This window comes from Pseudomonas sp. PS01298 (assembly GCF_029959745.1).
GTDB classification, from domain to species: Bacteria; Pseudomonadota; Gammaproteobacteria; order Pseudomonadales; family Pseudomonadaceae; genus Aquipseudomonas; species Aquipseudomonas aylmerensis.
The window spans coordinates 1-18,396 of the sequence record NZ_JASCPP010000117.1; the positions used below are offsets into that span (position 1 = coordinate 1).

The 18,396-nt window shown below is 65.0% G+C and carries 12 protein-coding genes; 5 read left to right on the forward strand and 7 right to left on the reverse strand.

Features of this window, described 5'->3' with window-relative positions; genetic code table 11:
• The first annotated feature begins 135 nt into the window (after nt 1–135).
• Both QMX97_RS27265 and QMX97_RS27270 read left to right on the forward strand, forming a co-directional pair.
• Nucleotides 136–2,697: a TonB-dependent receptor plug domain-containing protein gene (locus QMX97_RS27265; protein ID WP_282397927.1), complete on the forward strand. Its 2,562-nt coding sequence runs from the start codon at nt 136–138 to the stop codon at nt 2,695–2,697.
• Nucleotides 2,698–2,716: 19 nt separating this feature from the next.
• A complete protein-coding gene (locus QMX97_RS27270; RefSeq protein ID WP_065901239.1) occupies nt 2,717–3,799 on the forward strand; it encodes an LLM class flavin-dependent oxidoreductase in 1,083 nt (360 codons plus the stop codon).
• 943 nt (nt 3,800–4,742) lie between these two features.
• Here the strand turns inward: QMX97_RS27270 and QMX97_RS27275 are convergent.
• The 7 genes from QMX97_RS27275 to QMX97_RS27305 form a co-directional block, all read right to left on the reverse strand.
• Nucleotides 4,743–6,521: an ABC transporter ATP-binding protein gene (locus tag QMX97_RS27275; protein WP_120448467.1), complete on the reverse strand. Its 1,779-nt coding sequence runs from the start codon at nt 6,519–6,521 to the stop codon at nt 4,743–4,745.
• Nucleotides 6,518–7,327: an ABC transporter permease gene (locus QMX97_RS27280; protein WP_282397928.1), complete on the reverse strand. Its 810-nt coding sequence runs from the start codon at nt 7,325–7,327 to the stop codon at nt 6,518–6,520. Before QMX97_RS27280 ends, QMX97_RS27275 begins: the two co-directional genes overlap by 4 nt.
• Nucleotides 7,324–8,382 (reverse strand): ABC transporter permease, encoded by a 1,059-nt coding sequence (locus QMX97_RS27285; RefSeq protein ID WP_201144243.1) that lies wholly within the window; start codon nt 8,380–8,382, stop codon nt 7,324–7,326. The genes QMX97_RS27280 and QMX97_RS27285 overlap by 4 nt, the downstream gene beginning before the upstream one ends.
• Nucleotides 8,375–9,931: an ABC transporter substrate-binding protein gene (locus QMX97_RS27290; protein ID WP_106804064.1), complete on the reverse strand. Its 1,557-nt coding sequence runs from the start codon at nt 9,929–9,931 to the stop codon at nt 8,375–8,377. Before QMX97_RS27290 ends, QMX97_RS27285 begins: the two co-directional genes overlap by 8 nt.
• Before the next feature lie 3 nt (nt 9,932–9,934).
• Nucleotides 9,935–11,122 (reverse strand): LLM class flavin-dependent oxidoreductase, encoded by a 1,188-nt coding sequence (locus tag QMX97_RS27295; RefSeq protein ID WP_282397929.1) that lies wholly within the window; start codon nt 11,120–11,122, stop codon nt 9,935–9,937.
• 95 nt (nt 11,123–11,217) lie between these two features.
• Entirely contained in the window at nt 11,218–11,949 is a 732-nt protein-coding gene (locus QMX97_RS27300) for a class II aldolase/adducin family protein (protein ID WP_065901227.1), read from the reverse strand.
• Between the two features lie 16 nt (nt 11,950–11,965).
• Nucleotides 11,966–13,009, reverse strand: a complete 1,044-nt coding sequence (locus QMX97_RS27305) for an ABC transporter substrate-binding protein (RefSeq protein WP_106804067.1) — start codon at nt 13,007–13,009, stop codon at nt 11,966–11,968.
• A 293-nt stretch (nt 13,010–13,302) separates the two neighbouring features.
• On the opposite strand from QMX97_RS27305, the gene QMX97_RS27310 reads away from it, so the two are divergent.
• The 3 genes from QMX97_RS27310 (at nt 13,303) to QMX97_RS27320 (ending at nt 18,233) form a co-directional block, all read left to right on the forward strand.
• Entirely contained in the window at nt 13,303–14,535 is a 1,233-nt protein-coding gene (locus QMX97_RS27310; protein ID WP_282397930.1) for an acyl-CoA dehydrogenase family protein, read from the forward strand.
• A 94-nt stretch (nt 14,536–14,629) separates the two neighbouring features.
• Complete coding sequence (locus QMX97_RS27315; protein ID WP_282397931.1) at nt 14,630–16,396, forward strand: ABC transporter ATP-binding protein; 1,767 nt, start codon at nt 14,630–14,632, stop codon at nt 16,394–16,396.
• On the forward strand, nt 16,389–18,233 hold the full coding sequence (locus QMX97_RS27320; RefSeq protein WP_282397932.1) for an ABC transporter ATP-binding protein: 1,845 nt from the start codon (nt 16,389–16,391) through the stop codon (nt 18,231–18,233). The genes QMX97_RS27315 and QMX97_RS27320 overlap by 8 nt, the downstream gene beginning before the upstream one ends.
• Nucleotides 18,234–18,396: the final 163 nt, after the last annotated feature.

The following is an 18,396-nucleotide window of genomic DNA, read 5'->3' on the forward strand; positions in this document are numbered from 1 at the left end:
ACCGTGTAGGCGCCGGCTTGCCGGCGAGGACGACCGTCAGGCCGAAGCCAGGCGCGAAGCCCTCATCGCCGGCAAGCCGGACGCCTGCAAGGGCACACCGCATTGATCCAATTTTCGACAGGAGGCATTTCTGCCATGCACGCTATCGCCTTGCGTTTACCCCTGCTGCTGGCCGCAAGCCTGCCGCTGCAGGTCTTTGCCGCTGATACTCAACTGCAGACCGTGACGGTGCAGGCCAGTAGCAGCGAGTCGGATGACGACGCCCTGCCCACTCGCCCACCGACCTCGGTGTACGGCGGTATTGAAGCCAGTGTGCTCGACACCCCGCGCTCGGTGGTGCAGGTGAATGCCGAGCAATTGGCCAACGGCTCGATCCACAGTGCCGACGACCTGGTCAAATACGCGCCCGGGATTACCCGCGGCGGCGGCCAGAACGCCGGGATCGCCCCGCAGTTCCGGGCCCAGGGCTCGGAAATCTTCCAGGATGGCCAGCGCGCCTATGGCGTGCGTCACCCGGCAAACTTCAACGCCTATGAAAGCGCGGATATCGTCGCCGGCCCGTCCTCGGTCACCTACGGGTCGGTGTCCGGCAGCGGCGGCTATGTCAACTACCTGAGCAAGAAGCCCAACTTCACCGAGTTCAAGACCAAGCTCAGCGGCGAACTGGGTTCGTGGGTTCCGGACGGCACCTCGCGCAGCTCCAACAAGTTCAGCATCGACAACACCGGCCCGCTGAGTGACAACCTGGCGTACCGCGTGAGCATCACCAAGCAGCGCCAGCAGGATTTCTACGACAACGTCGACAACAACTTCGACGCATTCTACGGCGCGCTGGCCTGGCGCAACGACAACGTGCGTGTGGACTGGAACGCCAGCTACGACAACTACTACGACTACAACATCACCCACGGCTGGAACCGCGCGACCCAGGACCTGGTGGATCACGGCAAGTACTACGCCGGCCGGGCCACGCCGATTTTCCAGAACGGCAATACCCTGTGGTCACCCGTGCTGGCCTCCGGCGCCGCCGACGCACCGACCGTTGGCTGGGTGCAGCGCCAGCGCAATGCCCAGGGCCAATACAGCGTGGTCGACGGCAGCTTCCAGACCGCCTCGCCCAACACCCAGGCCAGCCCCGGCAGCCTGCGCGGCTGGGTGTATGACCCGACGCTGGCCGGCAATGGCGAGCAGTCGCTGTCGTCCCAGGTCGGGCAACGCAAGGAAGACGAAAGCAGCTCGCGGCGCTTTACCACGCAATTGCGTATCGAGGCTGACCTGTCGCCGACCATCACTGTGGCCAACAGCACGTTCTACCAGCGTTCCAGGGACATCACCGATGCCGTCGGCGCGTTCCAGGTGCAATCCAAAGACAACATTTTCGACAACCGTTTCGAATTCCGCTCGCGCAATGAAACCCAACTCGGTGGCTGGACCCTGCGCGACGAGAGCAATACCGGCCTGATCTACCGCCGCGAATTCAACCAGTCGATTGCCGCCAACAACAGCTTCGGCTCGACCATCAACGCTTATGACTTGACGCAAAATCCCTCGGGCAAGAACCCCGGCGACCTGCTCGGCCTCGACGCCAGCAACCCGGCCGGCGGCAATGGCGCGTGGATCGGCCAGCCCGGCGTGCCGCAGTACTCCAACTATTACGGCTGGCTCAACCTGGCGGCGATGTACCCGGCCGGGCACGGGCTGTATGCGGAATCCGTGGCGCCCTACACCGCTGAAAGCACCTGGTCCACCCAGACCCTGTTCAGCCAGCACAACCTCAAGTTCGGTGATTATTTGGGCCTGAACATCGGCGCCAGTCGCAGCTGGATCGACGCCGAGATCGACAACCCGTTCGTGCTCGCAGGCGGTAACAAGCGCAAGGACAGCGACAACTATCGGCTCTTCGCCTTCCAGGTCAGCCCCTATGTGAAACCGACCGAGAACACCACGCTGTACTACACCTTTGATCGCTCGCTGGCGGTCAACACCGGGTTCTTCTCCAACGGCCTGGGCTGGGGCAGCGGCACCGGTGCCAACCAGCTCAACCCACTGGCGTTTCAGAGCCTGAGCGTGCTGCATGAAGTCGGGGTGAAGGTCGAGGCGCTGCCCAACCAGCTGTTCATGACCCTGGCCGCGTTCAAGCAGGCCCGTGACCAGTCCCCCGACAGCAATAACAACATCGCGCGCCTGCAGATCAAGGGCGTGGAAGCCACCGTGCGCTATCAACCCGATGACCATCTGCGCAGCGGCCTGAACCTGTCCAAGCTGAGTGCCTACAACGAGTTCACCTCCCAGGCCGGCTTCGCCTCCGCCGGGTTCATTGCCGACAACGGCACGGTGTTTGGCGATAACAACAGCCTCAACCAGCGGCCATCCGGGCGCTACGACGCGGTGCAGATTCCCGAGTACACCGCCAGTGGCTACGTGGACTATCGCTTCGATTCGGGCTTCGGTGCCGAACTCTCCGGCTGGTGGACCAGCAGCTGGTACCTGAACCTGAGCAAGACGGTAAAGATCCCCGACGAATACAACCTCGACCTCGCCCTGTACTACCGCCAGCCGCAGTGGAGCACCACGTTGCGCGTATTGAACCTGACCAACGAGCTGAACTTCGTCAGCGGCCTGGCCGGTTCCACCAACACCTTTTTACAACCCATGCCTGGCCGCACCTTGCTGGCCCAGGTCGACTATCAATTCTGATCCACCACCGGAGCCTTCCATGTCCATTGAATTTGTCGGCATGATTTTCCCGCGCCAATGGTCCGAAACCCGTGGCGTTCGCAGCCCGGATTTCGACCTCGACTTCATCCGCCACCATGCCCGCGCCCACGAGCACGCGGGCTTTGACCGCGTGCTGATCGCCAGCGGTCCCGGCAGCGCCGACAGCCTGCAGATCGCCGCCTATGCGGCGGCCCACACCGAGCGCCTGGGTTTCATGATCGCCCACCGCCCAGGCCTCACCGCGCCGACGGTCGCCGCACGCGCCTTTGCCACGCTGGATCACACCACCGGCGGCGGACGCATCCGCCTGCACGCGATTACCGGCATCACCGCCGAGCCGCAGGAAGGCGACTTCCTGCTGGACAAGACCGAGCGCTACAAACGCACCGATGAATACCTGGAGATCGTGCGGCGCACCTGGACCGCCGAGGAGCCGTTCGATTTCGAGGGCCAATACTTCAACATCAAGGGCGCGTTTTCACCGGTCAAGCCGCTGCAGCAGCCACACATCCCGATTTCGTTCGGCGGGTCTTCGGACATCGCCTATCAGATCGCGGTCAAGCATGCGGATTTGTATGCGCTGTGGGGCGAGCCGTTGAGTGGCGTGGCAGAGCAGATTGCCAAGCTCAAGGCCGCTGCATCGGCGGCCGGGGTTGCCGCGCCGCGGGTGAGTCTGTCGGTGCGCTTGATCCTTGGAGCCACGGAGGAACTGGCCTGGCAACGCGCCGAGCAGATCCTGCAGCAGATCAAGGCCAACCCGCAGTTTGCGGCCGGCAGCCCGTGGCAGAAACGCATCAAGGGCACCGGCTCGGAACGCCTGCTGGCCGCCGCCGCCCTGGGCGACCGCCACGACCGCGCGCTGTGGATGCCCACCGCCACGGCCGTCGGCGCCTACGGCGACACCACCGCACTGGTCGGCACCCCGGAAACCGTGGCCCAGGCATTGCTGGATTATGTCGACTTGGGCGTGACGACCTTCCTCAACCGAGGCTACGACCCATTGTATGACACCGTGGATTACGGGCGGTGGATCATTCCGGCGGTGCGGGAGGAAGCGCAGCGCAGGAAAGGATTGAACTAGGACCCTTGGGGGAGCTGTATGTGGTTGGAATTTCAGCCACGACACCGCCCAACTGTAGGAGCTGGCTTGCCTGCGAAAGCGGTGTGTCAGGCACCTGATGCATCAACTGACATACCGCTTTCGCGGCCTCGCTGAAGCTCGACGGCTCTCACAGGGAGGGGGCTGTGTGGCTGGGATTGGAGCCACCACGGGTTTCGCTATGGGGTTGGAATTTGAGCAAGCACCGGGTTTCGCTATGGGGTTGGAATTTTCAGCCACTACACCGCCCAACTGTGGGAGCTGGCTTGCCTGCGAAAACGGTGTGTCAGGCACCTGATGCATCAACTGACACACCCCCTTCGCGGCCTCGCTGGGGCTCGACGGCTCCCACAGGGAGGGGTGCTGAGTGGCTGGGATTGGAGCCACCACGGGTTTCGCTCTGTGGCTGGGATTTGAGCAAGTGCCGGGTTGCGCTATGGGGTTGGAATTTCAGCCACTACACCGCCCAACTGTGGGAGCTGGCTTGCCTGCGAAAGCGGTGTATCAGGCACCTGATGCATCAACTGACATACCGCCTTCGCGGCCTCGCTAAAGCTCGACGGCTCCCACAGGGAGGTGTGCTGTGTGGCTAGGATTGGAGCCACCACAGGATCCGCTATGTGACTGGGATTGGAGCCACCACAGGATCCGCTATGTGGCTGGAATTGGAGCCACCACGGGTTTCGCTCTGTGGCTGGAATTTGAGCAAGCACCGGGTTTCGCTATGGGGTTGGAATTTCAGCCACGACACCGCCCAACTGTGGGAGCTGGCTTGCCTGCGAAAGCGGTGTGTCAGGCACCTGATGCATCAACTGACACACCGCCTTCGCGGCCTCGCTGGGGCTCGACGGCTCCCACAGGAGAGCGCCTGTGTCTGGGGGGGATTCAGCACTGATCCAGCGCCCATGCATGGATCGAAGTCGGGTCACCCCAGCGTCGGCGAATGCTCCAGTAACGTGCGGGTATACGCCGCCTGCGGCTGGTCCAGGACGCTGTCGACTGCGCCCTGCTCCACCACTCTGCCGACTTTCAAGACCAGCACCCGGTCGGCGATTGCGCGGACTACGCCCAGGTCGTGTGTCACGAACAGCAACGTCAAGCCTTCACGCTGCAACTGGCGCAGCAGGTCGAGGATCGAGGCTTGCACCGACACGTCCAGCGCCGAGGTGATTTCGTCGCAGATCAGCAGCCGCGGTTCGCACAACAGGGCTCGGGCGATGGCCACGCGCTGGCGTTCGCCGCCCGACAGGCTGTGAGGGTACAGGTCGGCCACCGACGCCGACAGCGACACGCGCTGGAGCACCGCCTCGACCCGCTGGCGCGCCGCCGCGCCTTTGATCGCGAAGAAGTGCTCCAGCGGCGCGCTCAAGGTCTGGTACACGGTTTGCCGTGGGTTCAGCGCACGGTACGGGTTCTGGAAAATGTATTGGATCTGGTGGCGCAAGCCCGCGTCGCGCTGGCGCGCCTGCAGCGGCAAAGGCCGGCCGGCGTAGCTCAACTGCCCTTCGGCATTCTCGCCAAGCCCGGCGACGGCCCGCGCCAGGCTGGTCTTGCCCGAGCCGGACTCACCCACCAGCGCCAGGCATTCACCCGGCTGCACCTGCAACGTGATGTCGAACAACACCTGCCGGTCATAGGCGACGTTCAAGCCGCTGATCGACAACAACGGCGCCTGCGTCTGCGCCGTGAGCGCCGCAATCGGGGTCAACCCACGTACCTGCAACGGCTGGTCATGCGCATTCAGGCACGCCACTGCGTGCCCGGCTGGCAGCACCTGGAGCGGCGGCTCGGCCACCGCGCAGGCCGAAGTAAACCGGTCACAACGTGGCCCGAAGCTGCACCCCTGCGGCCGTTGCCCCGGCGCCGGGGCCTGCCCGGCGATGGCTTGCAGTTCACGCCGACCGGCCACATCCGGGATCGCCGCCAGCAAGCCGCGGGTATACGGGTGCGATGGCCGGCGAAACAGCACCTCGCGCGTGGCCGTCTCGACGATGCGCCCGGCGTACATCACCATTACCCGGTCCACCAGGTCCTTGATCACCGCCAAGTCATGGGACACATACACCGCTGCCACCCCCTGGCTTTTGCACAAGCGGCGCAAGGTCGCGAGGATATGCGCCTGGGTGCTGACATCCAGTGCGGTGGTCGGCTCATCCAGCACGATCAGGCGCGGGCGCAGCACAAAGGCCAGCGCCAGCATCACGCGCTGCTGCTGGCCACCGGACAATTGATGAGGAAAGCGTCGCAGAAACTCGGGATCGTCCGGCAGGCCGACATCGCGCAGGGTCTCGCTGATGCGTTGCTGCTGGGCAGCGCGGTCCAGTTGCAGCGGATGCACCGCCAACGTCTCGCGCAACAGGTTGCCAATGCGCAGGGCCGGGTTCAGCGCCGTGGCAGGGTCCTGGGCGACGTAACCGATCAGGCTGCCACGCGCCCGGCGCAAGGCCTCGCCCTCCAGGCTCAACAACGCCTGGCCGTCGACCTGCACCTGGCCCGCGACGATGCGCGCACCGCGTCGGGCGTGGGCGAGCAAAGCGGTGGCCAGGGTGGTCTTGCCCGACCCCGATTCCCCCACCAGCCCGAGGATTTCGCCCGCGTTCAGGCTGAACGAAATGCCCGACACCACATCCACCTGCGCCGACAATTCCACCCGCAGGTCGTGCACCTGCAACACCGCCGTGTCGATTTCAGTGATCGCGTTCATGCCTGTTTCTCTCCCATCCGTGCGCTGCGCCGGCCGATGCCTTCGGCGAGGATATTGGTACCGTAGGCAAACACCCCGATCAGTACCGCCGGGGCCAACACCGCCCAGGGCTGTACCAGCAGGCCTGCCTGGTTTTCATTGATCATCAGGCCCCAGTCCGCCGTGGGCGGCGCGACCCCGTAGCCGAGAAAACTCAAGCCCGAGAGCATGCCCACGCCCCAGGTCAGCATGTTGCCGAAGTGCACCAGCAGCGGCGTGAGGATGTTCGGCAGGATCTCCTTGAACAGAATGCGCCGCCGCGAATACCCCATCATCTGCGCCGCCTCGACAAACTCCTGCCCCGCCACCGCCACCGCACTGGCCCGCGCCAGGCGGATGACGCCGGGAATGAACGCGATGGACACGGTCAAGACAATCAGCCACGGCGCGCGACCCAGCATCGACACGATCAGCAGCACCAGGATCAGGTCGGGAAACGCCAGGGACACATCCGCCGACCACGTGATCAACTGGTCCAGACGTCGCCGCGAGAGCCCGGCCAACAACCCCAGCGTACTGCCCACCGCCAGCGCGATACTCGCCGCCGCCACCGACATCCACAGCACCGACATACCGCCGCTGAGCAGACGCGACAGCACGTCGTGCCCGAGGAAGTCATAGCCCAGCCATGCGCTGCCCATCGGCGCGCCGTACACCGGGCCGACCATGTCGGTGGTGCCATGGGGCGCCAGCCACGGGCCCAGCACGGCAATCGCGATCACCAGCGCGGTGATCAGTGCACCTTTGCGAATTTGCGGCTCGTTCATGCCTCACCTCGGGAGCGGCGCCACCACGGGGTGATGCCCCGGCGGTTGCGTTGGATCATCCTCACGCGCCGCGCCGTGCGCAGCTTGGGCGTGAGCAATACGGTCAACAGATCGGCCAGCAGATTGATCAGCACCACCGCCAGGGTGATCACCAGCACAATCGCCTGGATCATCGGCAGGTCGCGCATCTGGATGGCCGCGTTGAGTGCGGTGCCGATGCCGGGGTAACTGAAGATCACTTCGGCCAGCACCGCCCCACCGATCAGCGTGCGCAAGGTCAGCGCCACGCCTTGGATCGCCGGCACCAGCGCGTTGGGCAACGTGTGGCACCACACGATGCGTCGGTAGGGAATGCCGCGCAGCCGCGCCGCGATCACGTAGTCGGACTCCAGCGCCTCGATCATCGCCGCACGCACCATGCGTGTGAGATAGGGCAACGCGGTCAGGCTCAGGGCCACGACGGGCAGGATCAGGAACTTGAGCTGGCGCAGCAGCGACTGGTCCGGGTCGAGAATCGACACCGCCGGCAGAAAGTCCATGTGCGGCATGGAAAACAGCAGCACCAGGCCAATCGCCAAGAGGAAACCCGGCGTGGCCTTGAGAAAGATCAGCAACGACAGGCTCCAGCGATCCAGGCGGCTGTCGCGGCGCAACGCCAGCGCCACGCCCAACGCGAGCGCCGCCGGCACCACCAGTGCGATCACCCCGGCCAGCAGCGCCAGGGTATAGCCGAAACGGCCCCACAGGAGGTGGCTGACCGGCGCGTTGGAATCCAGCGACACGCCAAGATCACCACTCAAGGCCGCGCCCAGCCAGCGCAGGTATTGCCACAGGATCGGCTGGTCGAGGCCCAGTTGGTGCTGCAGGGTGAGGATACTTTCCAGCGGCGCATCCGGGCCGAGGATCACCCGCGCCGGGTCCGATGGCAGCGCCTGGGTGGCGATAAACACCACCAGGCTGATCACCCAGGCGGTCAGCAAACCGTAGCCCAGGCGCCCGACGAACCACGACAGCCAGGCCGGCGTACGCGGGGTTTTGCAGTGCGACTCAGACATGGTTCAACCACAACTCGTCAAAACGCCAGGAGGCGAAGGTGGTCTGCTCGGGGTTCAGGCCGCCGACCTTCACGGACGCCGCGTCGAGCACATCACTGAAGCCCCAGATCAGCAGGCCGCCACGTTCGTGCTGGATCTGCTGGGCTTCATGCACCAGGCCGGTACGCAATGCCAGATCGGGCTGGGCCAGGGCCTGGCGATACAAGCTGTCGAACTGTGGGTCATGGAAATTGCTGCGGTTGTAGATCGCCAGCGGCGCGTCGTTGTGCAGGGCCGAGGCCAGAAAACCGCGCGCCGGGGTCGAGCCCGGCGATACCTGCCATTGCTCGCGCTGCGGGCCATTGAACACCGCGCCGTCAACCTGGGTGACACGCACCTCCACACCGGCCTTTTTCGCTTGCTGGGCGAATACCAGCGCAGCATTCACTCCAGGGCCTGGCGTGGTGGTCAGCTCGACGCGCAGGTCAGTCTGCCCGGCTTGGCGCAACAGCGAGCGCGCCTGCTCCAGGTCATACGGGCGCTGGGCAATTGCATGGTTGTAGGTGGGATCATGGGGCGAATACAGGTCGTTGGCGATGCGCCCGAAGCCATTGAGACCACGGTCCACCAACTCCTGGCGGTCGGCGAGCAGACGAAACGCCTGGCGCACGCGCACATCGTCGAACGGCGGCTTGGCCAGGTTCAGGTTGAAACCGGTGAATGACGTCGTCGGTGAGACGCACAGCGACAGGCGCGAATCGGCCTTGAGCAACGCGCTGTGCTCGGCCTGCACGCCGCTGGCCACGTCGATCTGCCCGGCGCGCAATGCGGCCACGCGCGAGACCTGGTCCTTGAACTCGATGATTTCCAGCTCGTCGGCATACGGCTGGCCGGGTTTGTAGTAGTTCTCGAACCGCGTGTACAGCGAGCGCTGGCCGGGCACGAAGCGCTTGAGCTTGTAAGGGCCGGCGCCCACCGGGTTGGTGATCGGGTCATAGTCGGTCGGCACGATGCCGCCAAAGCTGATCAGGGTTTCATCGAGTGGGAAGAAGCTCTGGCCCTGCTTGAAACGAATTTCGATGGTGCGCTCATCCAGCTTGCGCAGCGCGTTGCGATCGATCGCCCCGACCAACCCGGCAAACGGTGAAGCCAGTTTGGGGTCGGTCAGGCGCAACAGCGAAAACAGCATGTCGTCGGCACCAATGGTCTTGCCATGGTGAAACTCCAGGCCGGGCTTGATACGGATGGTCCAGGCGCTGGCATCGGCATTCGGCTCGGCGAACTCGGCCAGGGCCAGGCGCGTGCTGACATCGGTGTTCCATTCCCAGAACTTGCTGTACAGCGCCCAGCCACGGATGATCCCGCCGCCCACCGGTTTATGCGCATCCAGGTTGCCCGACTGGTCGCCGTCGATAATGCCGATGCGCAGGCGTCCGCCACTCACCGGCTTACCCGTCAGGACCGCCGCGCCCTGGCTCGCCGCACCGCTGTCACAGCCGCCCAGCAGCAGGCCGCCGCCGACCACCAGGCTGTTGCCGAGAAACACCCGGCGGGAAAATCCGTCACTCATCACTCAAGCCTCTTCGCGCTGTACAGCCTTGTGGGTGACGCCCAGGCGCGGCACTTCAAAGCCGTGGTCCAGGTCCAGCAACGGGAACAGCAAATCGGCGACCCGATGGGCTTCGTCGATCAACGGGAAGCCCGAGAGGATGAATGCCGAGGTGCCTTGCGCCTCGTACTCGCGGATGCGCTCGGCGACCTGCTCGGCACTGCCCACCAGATACGTGCTGGCAGCCGGGCCGAGGATGTTGAAGCCGAACAGGCTGGGGCCGAGCCACACGTTGGGGTAGATTTCCAGCTCACGCGCAGTGGGCAGGCGCCCGGCACGCACCGTCTCGACATTGCGCTGGGTTTGCGGGTCGTCGCTGTGAAAATCCTCCAGGCTCACCCCCGCCGGCAACTGGCGCTCAAGCGCATTGCGTGCGGTCTGCAGCGAGGTGCGCTGCAGCAGTTTTTCCGCGTGGGCCCAGGCTTCTTCCTCGGTCTCGCGCACGATGATTTGCAGGCGCGTGCCAAAGGTCAGTTCGCGGCCGATCTTCGCGGCCTCGGCGGCGACCTTGCGGAACTTGTCGCCGAGTTTCGGCGGGGTGTTGGCGAAGCTCAGGTACACATCGAGCAGTTGCACCGAATGCTCGACCCCCGGCCCCGACGTGCCGGCGCCCCACAACGGGATACCCGGCTTCTGGTACGGCGGGTGCCAACCGCCCAGTGGATGGCTGGCGGCGCCCGGCGCACGCGGGGCGAGCTTGACGTACTCACCTTCATAGCCACGCGTATCACCGGCGTAGAAGCCCTGGAACGCGCGCCAGTATTCAAGGCTGAAGGCGTAACGCTCGTCATGCGCGTAATGCACGCCCAACGTGGCCAGGCCGGCGTCATTGCCGTTGACCACGTTGAACAGCAGGCGGCCATTGGAGAATTGGTCGAAGGTCAAGGCCCATTTGGCCAACACCGCCGGCGACAGCTCGCCTGGGTGTTGCGCCACGAGGAAACGCAGGCGCTCGGTGGCGTCGATCAACGACGCGGCCACCGCCAGGCTTTCATTCGGGCTGGAGCCCAGCAGCGAGCCGTAATAGCCGAGGCGATCACTCGCGACCGCCAATTGCTTGAGGTGTTGGAAGTCGGTTTTCCAGCGCCCTTCAGGCTCCCACGGATAAGGCCCATCGGGCGTGGTGAGGTACCAGAGAATCTTTACAGCCATGACAGACATCCTTGAATGGAACCGTCCCCTGCAGGCGCCGGCTTGCGGCGCCTGCAGGGGGCGTGGTGGTTTCAATCACCGTGATGAGGGTGTGTTCAGTTTTTGCGGTCGATGGCCGGGACCAGGCCCAGTGCGGTGGCGTGTTCGAACAGGCCGCTCATTTTCCACTGCTGGGTCAACACGCCCGGCCCGTAGGGACGCGAGCCACCCAGGGCGTCGGCGAGCAATTGCAGCTGGGCGCCCTCCTCCAGCAACAGGATGAATTCGGCGGTAGCCCGCAGCCCTTGCTTGCCCCACACGGTGGAGCCGCCGTTGGCCTCGAGGATGGCCAGGTTGAACGGGTTTTCGGCGATCTTGTCGAGGATGAAGTCGACTTCCTGCTGGCGACGGTCGATGTACACCGGCAGCTCCCGCGCCAGCTGGTACCGCTGCACCGGCACGTAGTGGAATGGCAAGGTGCGGTGGGTCTGTGCCCAGGCGCCGAGGTACGGCGAATGCACGTGGGACACGGTGGTCACGTCCGGGTGCTGCTGGAACAGCTTGGTGTAGCGGCCCAGGCCACCTTTGCCTTTGCCGAGAATCACGTTGCCGGCAAAGTCGGTGACCGTGGCTTGCAGCGGCTTGCGGTAGTTCCACGGGCCGCCGTAGTTCACCGACACCAGCAGTTCCTGGCCGGGTACGCGCTCGATGAAACCGACGGTGCCGTTGGCGGTGATGGTGTTGGTTTCACGGAATACGGTGAAAGCCTCTTCGGCCTCCAGCAGCACCTTGTCGACAAAGGCCTGCAGTGCTTGATCGAGGGGTTGAGCGTGAGCAATGGCAGTCATGGGGCATTCTCCAGGTTCAGGCGCGGCGCTTGGCCAACAGTTCATGGGCAGCTTGCAGGGGGCGCGGATCGACCCAGTCGGCGATCGAGAAATCGCGCTCCAGGAAGCCGTGCAGGTACAGGAAATCTTTTTGGACGCCGAGGAAATCCAGGCGCTGGGCCGACAAATCCGGGGCCAGGGTGGTATGGAAATCACCGCGATAAGCCTCGGCCACACCGGCACTGCCGGCGCGGGTTTCTTCTTCGAGAATCGCGTTCAGGCCATCGCGGTTGTTCGCCGCCCAATCCGCCGCACTGAGCGTCTGCGCCAGGAAGCGCACCACCAGGTCAAAGTGGTTGTCGAGCAGGCTCTGGTGCACGGTGATTGGCCGTGGCGTGCCGTTATTGATGCGATAGCGCGGCTCGGCGATCAGGTCCAGGTCGATCCCCACCACCAGCCCCAGGCGCCGTGCGGCGTCGGCCGCCGAGGCGCCCTTGACGTACACCGCATCCACCTCGCCACGCACCAGGTAATCCAGGCCCGACCACAGGCGTTGCAAGCCTTGTTGTGGATCCGGCGCCTGCTCCTGGTCCTGCAAGGCCACTTCCACCAGTTCGACATCGTCAAAGCCGAGGCCGGCCAGGCTCAATGCGCCCTTGTAGCCGTGCAGGCTCATGGCGCGTGCAATGCTGCCAGGGCGGCTGTCGCCCCAGGCCGGCAGGGCCAGGCGCTTGCCTTTGAGATGCTCGGGGCGGCTGATGCCGGAGTCCGGGCGAACCAGGATGGTCTGCCATTCCTCGATCCAGGTCAGGCCGATCAGGCGGCTCGGTGCGCCGGCAGCGCGAGCCGCCAGGGCCGGCACGTTACCGCCTTCGCGAAACAGCCCTGGCAGGTCGTGATCGTAATGATGACGGCCCAGTTGGCGAGCCTCCTGCAACGTCGACACCGGCAAACCATCCGGCGCGAACTCTTCGGTCAACCACCCCAGCTTGTAGGCGATGCCGGAGGCGGTCGGCACCGGGCAGCGGGTAAACCAGATCTGCTCAAGCTCAGGCGTGGGCAGGACAGCGGAAAGGGTCATGGGCAGCTCCATTGAATTGGGCAAGTCAGTGGAGGAGGTATTGCAGAGGCCGTGCCAATCGACGCGGGCCAGGGTTTACAGGGCTGTCGCGACGAACCCGGCCACGCGACTGCTGACCTGCCAACAGCACTGCTGCTGCGCCAGCAGTCGCCTGCGAGCACTGCTGCCCCAGCAGCAGCCCCGCCCGCGCAGCCCCCACACGGTGGGGCTTTTCACATTGGCTTGGAACTTGCTCAAGCCCCTGCCAACACCGCAACCCCTGGGGAAGCGAACCCAAACAGAAGGATGAATGCATGACTACGTTTGAACAGGCGCCTGTACGCCAACTGCACAGCGAAGCCGAGGCCATCGCCGCAGCCAAGGACATCGCGGTGGAGATCGCCGCCATCGCCGCCGACCCTGAGCAGAACGGCCAACTGCCGTGGCGCCAGGCACAGCTGTTATCCGAAAGCGGCATCACCGCCATCGGCGTGCCGAAGGCCTTTGGCGGGCTGGGGGCTTGCGTGCAGACCATCGTCGAGACCGTGCGGATTATCTCGGTAGCCGATGGCGGCGTCGGCCAACTCTTGCAGATCCACAACGTGATGCTGCGCGGGATTTTCAACGGCTACCCGGATGCAGTGCGGGATAGGCTGGTCAGCGATGTGTTGGCTGGCAAACGCTTCGGCAACGCCCTGGCCGAGGTCGGCGGCAAGAACAAATTCGCCCTGAAGACCCGCGTCGAACGCCGTGAGGACGGCGCCCTGGTACTCAATGGCAGCAAATTCTACTCCACCGGCTCCTACCTCGCCGAATGGATCTCGCTCACCGCCGCCTCGGACGACGGCGGCGCCGGTGTCCTGCTCAACCGCAACGCAGCGGGCCTCACGCTGGTGGATGACTGGGCCGCCTTTGGCCAGAAAAACTCGGTCAGCGGCACGGTGAATTTCGACAATATCGTGCTGGACGAAGATTACGTCTCGCGCCGCAAAGGCCCGATGAAACGCACCGGGCTGACCTTCCCGCAAATCCTCCACGCGGCCATCGACACCGGCATCGCCGCCGGCGCCTTGTCTGCTGCCGTCGACTACCTCAAGCACCACGCGCGGCCGTGGGTGGAAAGTGGCGTCGACCACGCCAATGAAGAGCCGCACATCATCAAGCAGATCGGTGAATACGCCGTCGCGCTGCGGGCTGCCGAATCGCTGCTGCGCGACGCCGCACGCGTGTTCGATGCCCATGAGCAAGACCCGGAGAACAAGGAACTGCAGGACGAATTGATCCTGTCGGTCGCCACCGCCCGCGCGCATTCCGACAGTGCCTCGCTGAAGATCTCCAGCGATATCTTCTCGCTGCTGGGCGCCAGCGCCTCGCTGAGCAAGTGGAACCTGGACCGCTTCTGGCGCAACGCCCGCGTGCACACCACCCACGACCCGATCCGCTGGCGCCTGCACCACGTGGGCAACTACTACCTCAACGACGTGGACCCAGGCGAATACACCGCGATCCTGAATGCCAAGGAAACCCAGGGCGCCACCCGTAAATAAAACCCTGCCGCGATGGCGTCTTTGAGGGCGCCATCGCCGGCAAGCCGGGCTCCTGCAAGGTCCGGTATCCCCCGTTTATGTCTATGAGCTTTTCATGATTGAACAACACCCTCTTTTACGCAGCCTGGCGATCTACCGGGAAATGCCCTGGCGATTCAGCCTGGTCGCGGCGCTGTACGTGGCGATCAACCTGGGGCTGGTCTGGCAGCAATGGCTGATCGGGCATGCCGTCAATGATGTCAGTGCCGGCCGCGCGGTGGTGCGCCTTGCGGATGGCCGCCTGGAGGCCGGCCTCGGCTGGTACTGGCTGGGGCTGATGCTCGCCGTGGCCCTCGGCCGTGGCGTGCTGCAGTACATCGCCAGCGTGCTCTCGCTGGTGATCAGCCAGGAACTGCTGACGCGCCTGCGCGAACGCATCCTCGCCCAGGTGCAAAGCCTGCACCTGGGCTACCACTGGCAGCACGGCATGGGCGAGATGATCACGCGCACGACCCGCGACGCCGACAAGGTCCGCGACGCGCTGATCACTTTCTGGCGCCAACTGGTGGAAACGCCGCTGGTGGTACTCGCCACGGTCGGCCTGCTCAGCTGGTACAACCCGCTGCTGGGGCTGGTGCCGTTGTTGCTGACGGTCACCGGGCTGTGGATTTTCGTGCGCCAGACCGAGCGCCTGGTGGGCCTGGATCGGGCGGTCGGCAGCGCCTACGACCGCGTCAACCAGGACCTGAGCGAAGGCATTGGCGGTGTGCGCGTGATCAAGTCATTTGCGCTGGAGCAGCGACGTATCCAGGGCTTCGCCGACCAGGTGGCGGTGTTCGCCGGCCTCGCGCGCCAGGCGTTGGCGTATTCCAGCTCGCGCATTCCACTGCCCCAGGCCGTGGTTGCATTGGGGCATGTGTGGATCCTGGTGTACGGCGCGCACCTGGTCGCCACCGGGCAACTGAGCATTGGCGAACTGGTGACCTCACTGTTGATCGCCACCACCCTGGTGTTTCGCATCGAAGGGATCGGCCGGGTGATGCAGACCTTCGCCGATGCCCGCGCCAGTGCCGAGCGCATCTGGCAATTGCTCGACGCACCCGCCGCTATCCGCAGTGGTACTGCCACCCTGCCCGCCACGCCGCTGGGGCTCAAGTTGGAGCACGTCAGCGTGACGGCACCGGGCGGCGGTCGGGACATTTTGCAGGCGTGTTCGTTGAGCATCCAGCCGGGTGAAATCGTCGCATTGGTCGGCGCCACCGGCACCGGCAAAAGCCTGCTCGCCAGCTTGTTGCCGCGCCTGAGCGACGTGACTGCCGGGCGCGTATTGCTCGGCTCGGACGCCAGCGGCTGGCAGGACATTCGCGAGCTGCAACTCGGCCCGCTGCGCCAGCGCGTGCATGTGGTGCCGCAGGAAAGTTTCCTGTTCGCCGGCACCCTCGCCGCCAACCTGCGCCTGACCGCGCCCAGCGCCACCGACGCCCAGCTGCGCGATGCGCTGCACAGAGCCGCCGCCGACGACATCGTGCAGCGTCTGCCCCAAGGCCTGGATACACCCCTGGGCGACCGGGGCGTGACCTTGTCCGGCGGCCAGCGCCAACGCCTGTGCCTGGCCCGCGCGCTGTTGGGCACCCCCGACATTCTATGCCTGGACGACGCCACCAGCGCGCTCGACGCCATCAGCGAGCGCCAGGTGTTGCAGAACCTGCGGCAACTGCGTGGCACCACGGTGCTGGTGATCTCCAGCAAGCTCTCGACCATTTTGCTGGCCGACCGCGTGTTGATGCTGGCCGACGGCAGAATCACTGCCATGGGCCGCCACACCGACCTGCAATCAACCAACGCGCACTACCGTGACCTGCTGGGGATCGACCATGGCTAACCCGCTGCCAGGCAAAGCCTTGAGCGATATCGAAATCGAAGAAATGCTCGCGAAGAAGGCCCTCGATCGCAGCATGTTCAAGCGGCTGCTGCCATTGCTGCGGCCAATCCGACGCCAGATCGCCGCGGTGATCGGCATTGAAATTGTGCTGGTGATCACGGTGTTCCTGCGCCCCTGGTTTGTGCGCGAACTGCTCGACCGCGGGCTGATCCAGCAGGCTGACCATTGGCTGCTGGATGAGCGCCTGGTGCTGTGGCTCGGCCTTGGCCTGGCAGCCAGTTGGCTGGCGCGCTTCCTGTTGGCCGGGGTCTCGCAGTTCGTCGCCGGCGGCGCGGCGATCCGGGTGCTGAACGCGTTGCGCGTGCAGGTGTTCGCACACGTGCAGGGCCTGAGCGTGAGTTACTTCGACCAGACGCGCGCCGGGCGCATCATTTCGCGGGTCGACCGCGATGTCGACGCGCTGGAGCCGCTGGTGATCCAGGGCCCGCCGGAACTGCTCGGCGCCCTGCTGCGCTGCGGCCTGGCGTCGGTGATGCTGTGGCGTATCGACCCCCGGTTTTTCCTCAGCCTGGTGGCGACGGTGCCGCTGCTGGTGTTGGCCACGTGGAGTTTCAAGCGCATCTCGCAGCGCAACTGGGCCAAGGTCGCGGAGAACCGCAGCCGCTTCACCGCGCACCTGGTGGAAAGCGTCAGCGGCGCGCGCCTGTTGCAGCAATGCGCGCAAGAAGCCCCCAACCTGCGGCGCTATCGCGGGCTGCTGGATGACTTCAACCAGGCGCTGATTCGCGGCAGCCTGCGCTCGTCGTGGTTTGCGCCGTTTACCGCGCTGCTCAGCTCGGCAGGCATCGCGCTGTTGCTGCTGGTGGGCGCCTACGGACTGGCGGCGGGCGAAGTGAGTGTGGGCCAGGTCGCCGAAAGCCTGTTCTACGTGTTTTTGTTCCTCGGGCCGCTGCAGGAGCTGTCCGACCTGTTTGAGCGCTACGCCACCGGCTCGGCCTCGGCGCAGCGGATTTTCCTGCTGCTCGACACCACGCCGCAGATCATCGACCGTGCCACGCCGCATACGCTGGAACGGGCTCGCGGCGAAGTGCACTTCGACCAGGTCGGTTTCAGTTACGGCCAGGCGCCCGTGATCAATGGCCTGGACCTGCACATTCCGGCCGGTGAAGTGTTGGCGATCGTCGGTCCGTCCGGGCACGGCAAAAGCACCCTGGTGCAGTTGCTGACGCGTTTCTACGACGTGCAATCGGGCGCGGTGCGTCTCGACGGCATTGACGTGCGCGATCTGGCGCAACACACCCTGCGCCGTCACGTCGGCGTGGTGCTGCAGGACAACGTGCTGTTCAGCGGCAGCATCCTCGACAACCTGCGCCTGGCCGCGCCCCAGGCTGACGACGCCACGCTGATCGCCGCCGCCCGCGAGCTCGGTGCCGATGAAGTGCTGGAGCGCCTGCCCCACCAGTACCACACCGAAGTCGGGCCACTGGGCGCGCACCTCAGTCATGGCCAGCGGCAGTTGGTGTGCCTGGTGCGTGCGTACCTGGCAGACCCGGCGGTGCTGGTGCTGGATGAGGCGACTTCGGCGGTGGATATTCATACGGAGCGGCGGATTCAGCGGGCGTTGCGGCGCCTGTGCGAGGGGCGGACGGCGATCATCATTGCGCATCGATTGGCGACGATTCGCGATGCGGACCGGATCGCGGTGATCCGGCATGGGCAGGTGGTGGAGCTGGGGCCGCATGCGGGGCTTATTGCTCAGGAGGGGGCGTATGCTGGGTTGTATCGGAGTTATTTGCTTAGTGCTCGGGTGGGGGGGGCGGAGGTGGTGCTTTTGTAGAGGTGAGGTATATCCGTTATTGGGGGGATGGCCGCCTATGGTTCCGCTCTTACAGCGGGTCACTTTTGAACAGCGCAAAAGTAACCAAAACGCTCTTGCCCCAACACTCGGCACCTCGCCTAGGCTCGGTGTGCCCTCACTCCGGCTTGAATCCGTGGGCCGC

Excerpts from the sequence above, each read along its gene's own strand:
- QMX97_RS27265 (WP_282397927.1), top strand. The coding sequence starts at position 136 with ATGCACGCTATCGCCTTGCGTTTACCCCTGCTGCTGGCCGCAAGCCTG.
- QMX97_RS27270 (WP_065901239.1), top strand. The coding sequence starts at position 2,717 with ATGTCCATTGAATTTGTCGGCATGATTTTCCCGCGCCAATGGTCCGAA.
- QMX97_RS27275 (WP_120448467.1), bottom strand. The coding sequence starts at position 6,521 with ATGAACGCGATCACTGAAATCGACACGGCGGTGTTGCAGGTGCACGAC.
- QMX97_RS27280 (WP_282397928.1), bottom strand. The coding sequence starts at position 7,327 with ATGAACGAGCCGCAAATTCGCAAAGGTGCACTGATCACCGCGCTGGTG.
- QMX97_RS27285 (WP_201144243.1), bottom strand. The coding sequence starts at position 8,382 with ATGTCTGAGTCGCACTGCAAAACCCCGCGTACGCCGGCCTGGCTGTCG.
- QMX97_RS27290 (WP_106804064.1), bottom strand. The coding sequence starts at position 9,931 with ATGAGTGACGGATTTTCCCGCCGGGTGTTTCTCGGCAACAGCCTGGTG.
- QMX97_RS27295 (WP_282397929.1), bottom strand. The coding sequence starts at position 11,122 with ATGGCTGTAAAGATTCTCTGGTACCTCACCACGCCCGATGGGCCTTAT.
- QMX97_RS27300 (WP_065901227.1), bottom strand. The coding sequence starts at position 11,949 with ATGACTGCCATTGCTCACGCTCAACCCCTCGATCAAGCACTGCAGGCC.
- QMX97_RS27305 (WP_106804067.1), bottom strand. The coding sequence starts at position 13,009 with ATGACCCTTTCCGCTGTCCTGCCCACGCCTGAGCTTGAGCAGATCTGG.
- QMX97_RS27310 (WP_282397930.1), top strand. The coding sequence starts at position 13,303 with ATGACTACGTTTGAACAGGCGCCTGTACGCCAACTGCACAGCGAAGCC.
- QMX97_RS27315 (WP_282397931.1), top strand. The coding sequence starts at position 14,630 with ATGATTGAACAACACCCTCTTTTACGCAGCCTGGCGATCTACCGGGAA.
- QMX97_RS27320 (WP_282397932.1), top strand. The coding sequence starts at position 16,389 with ATGGCTAACCCGCTGCCAGGCAAAGCCTTGAGCGATATCGAAATCGAA.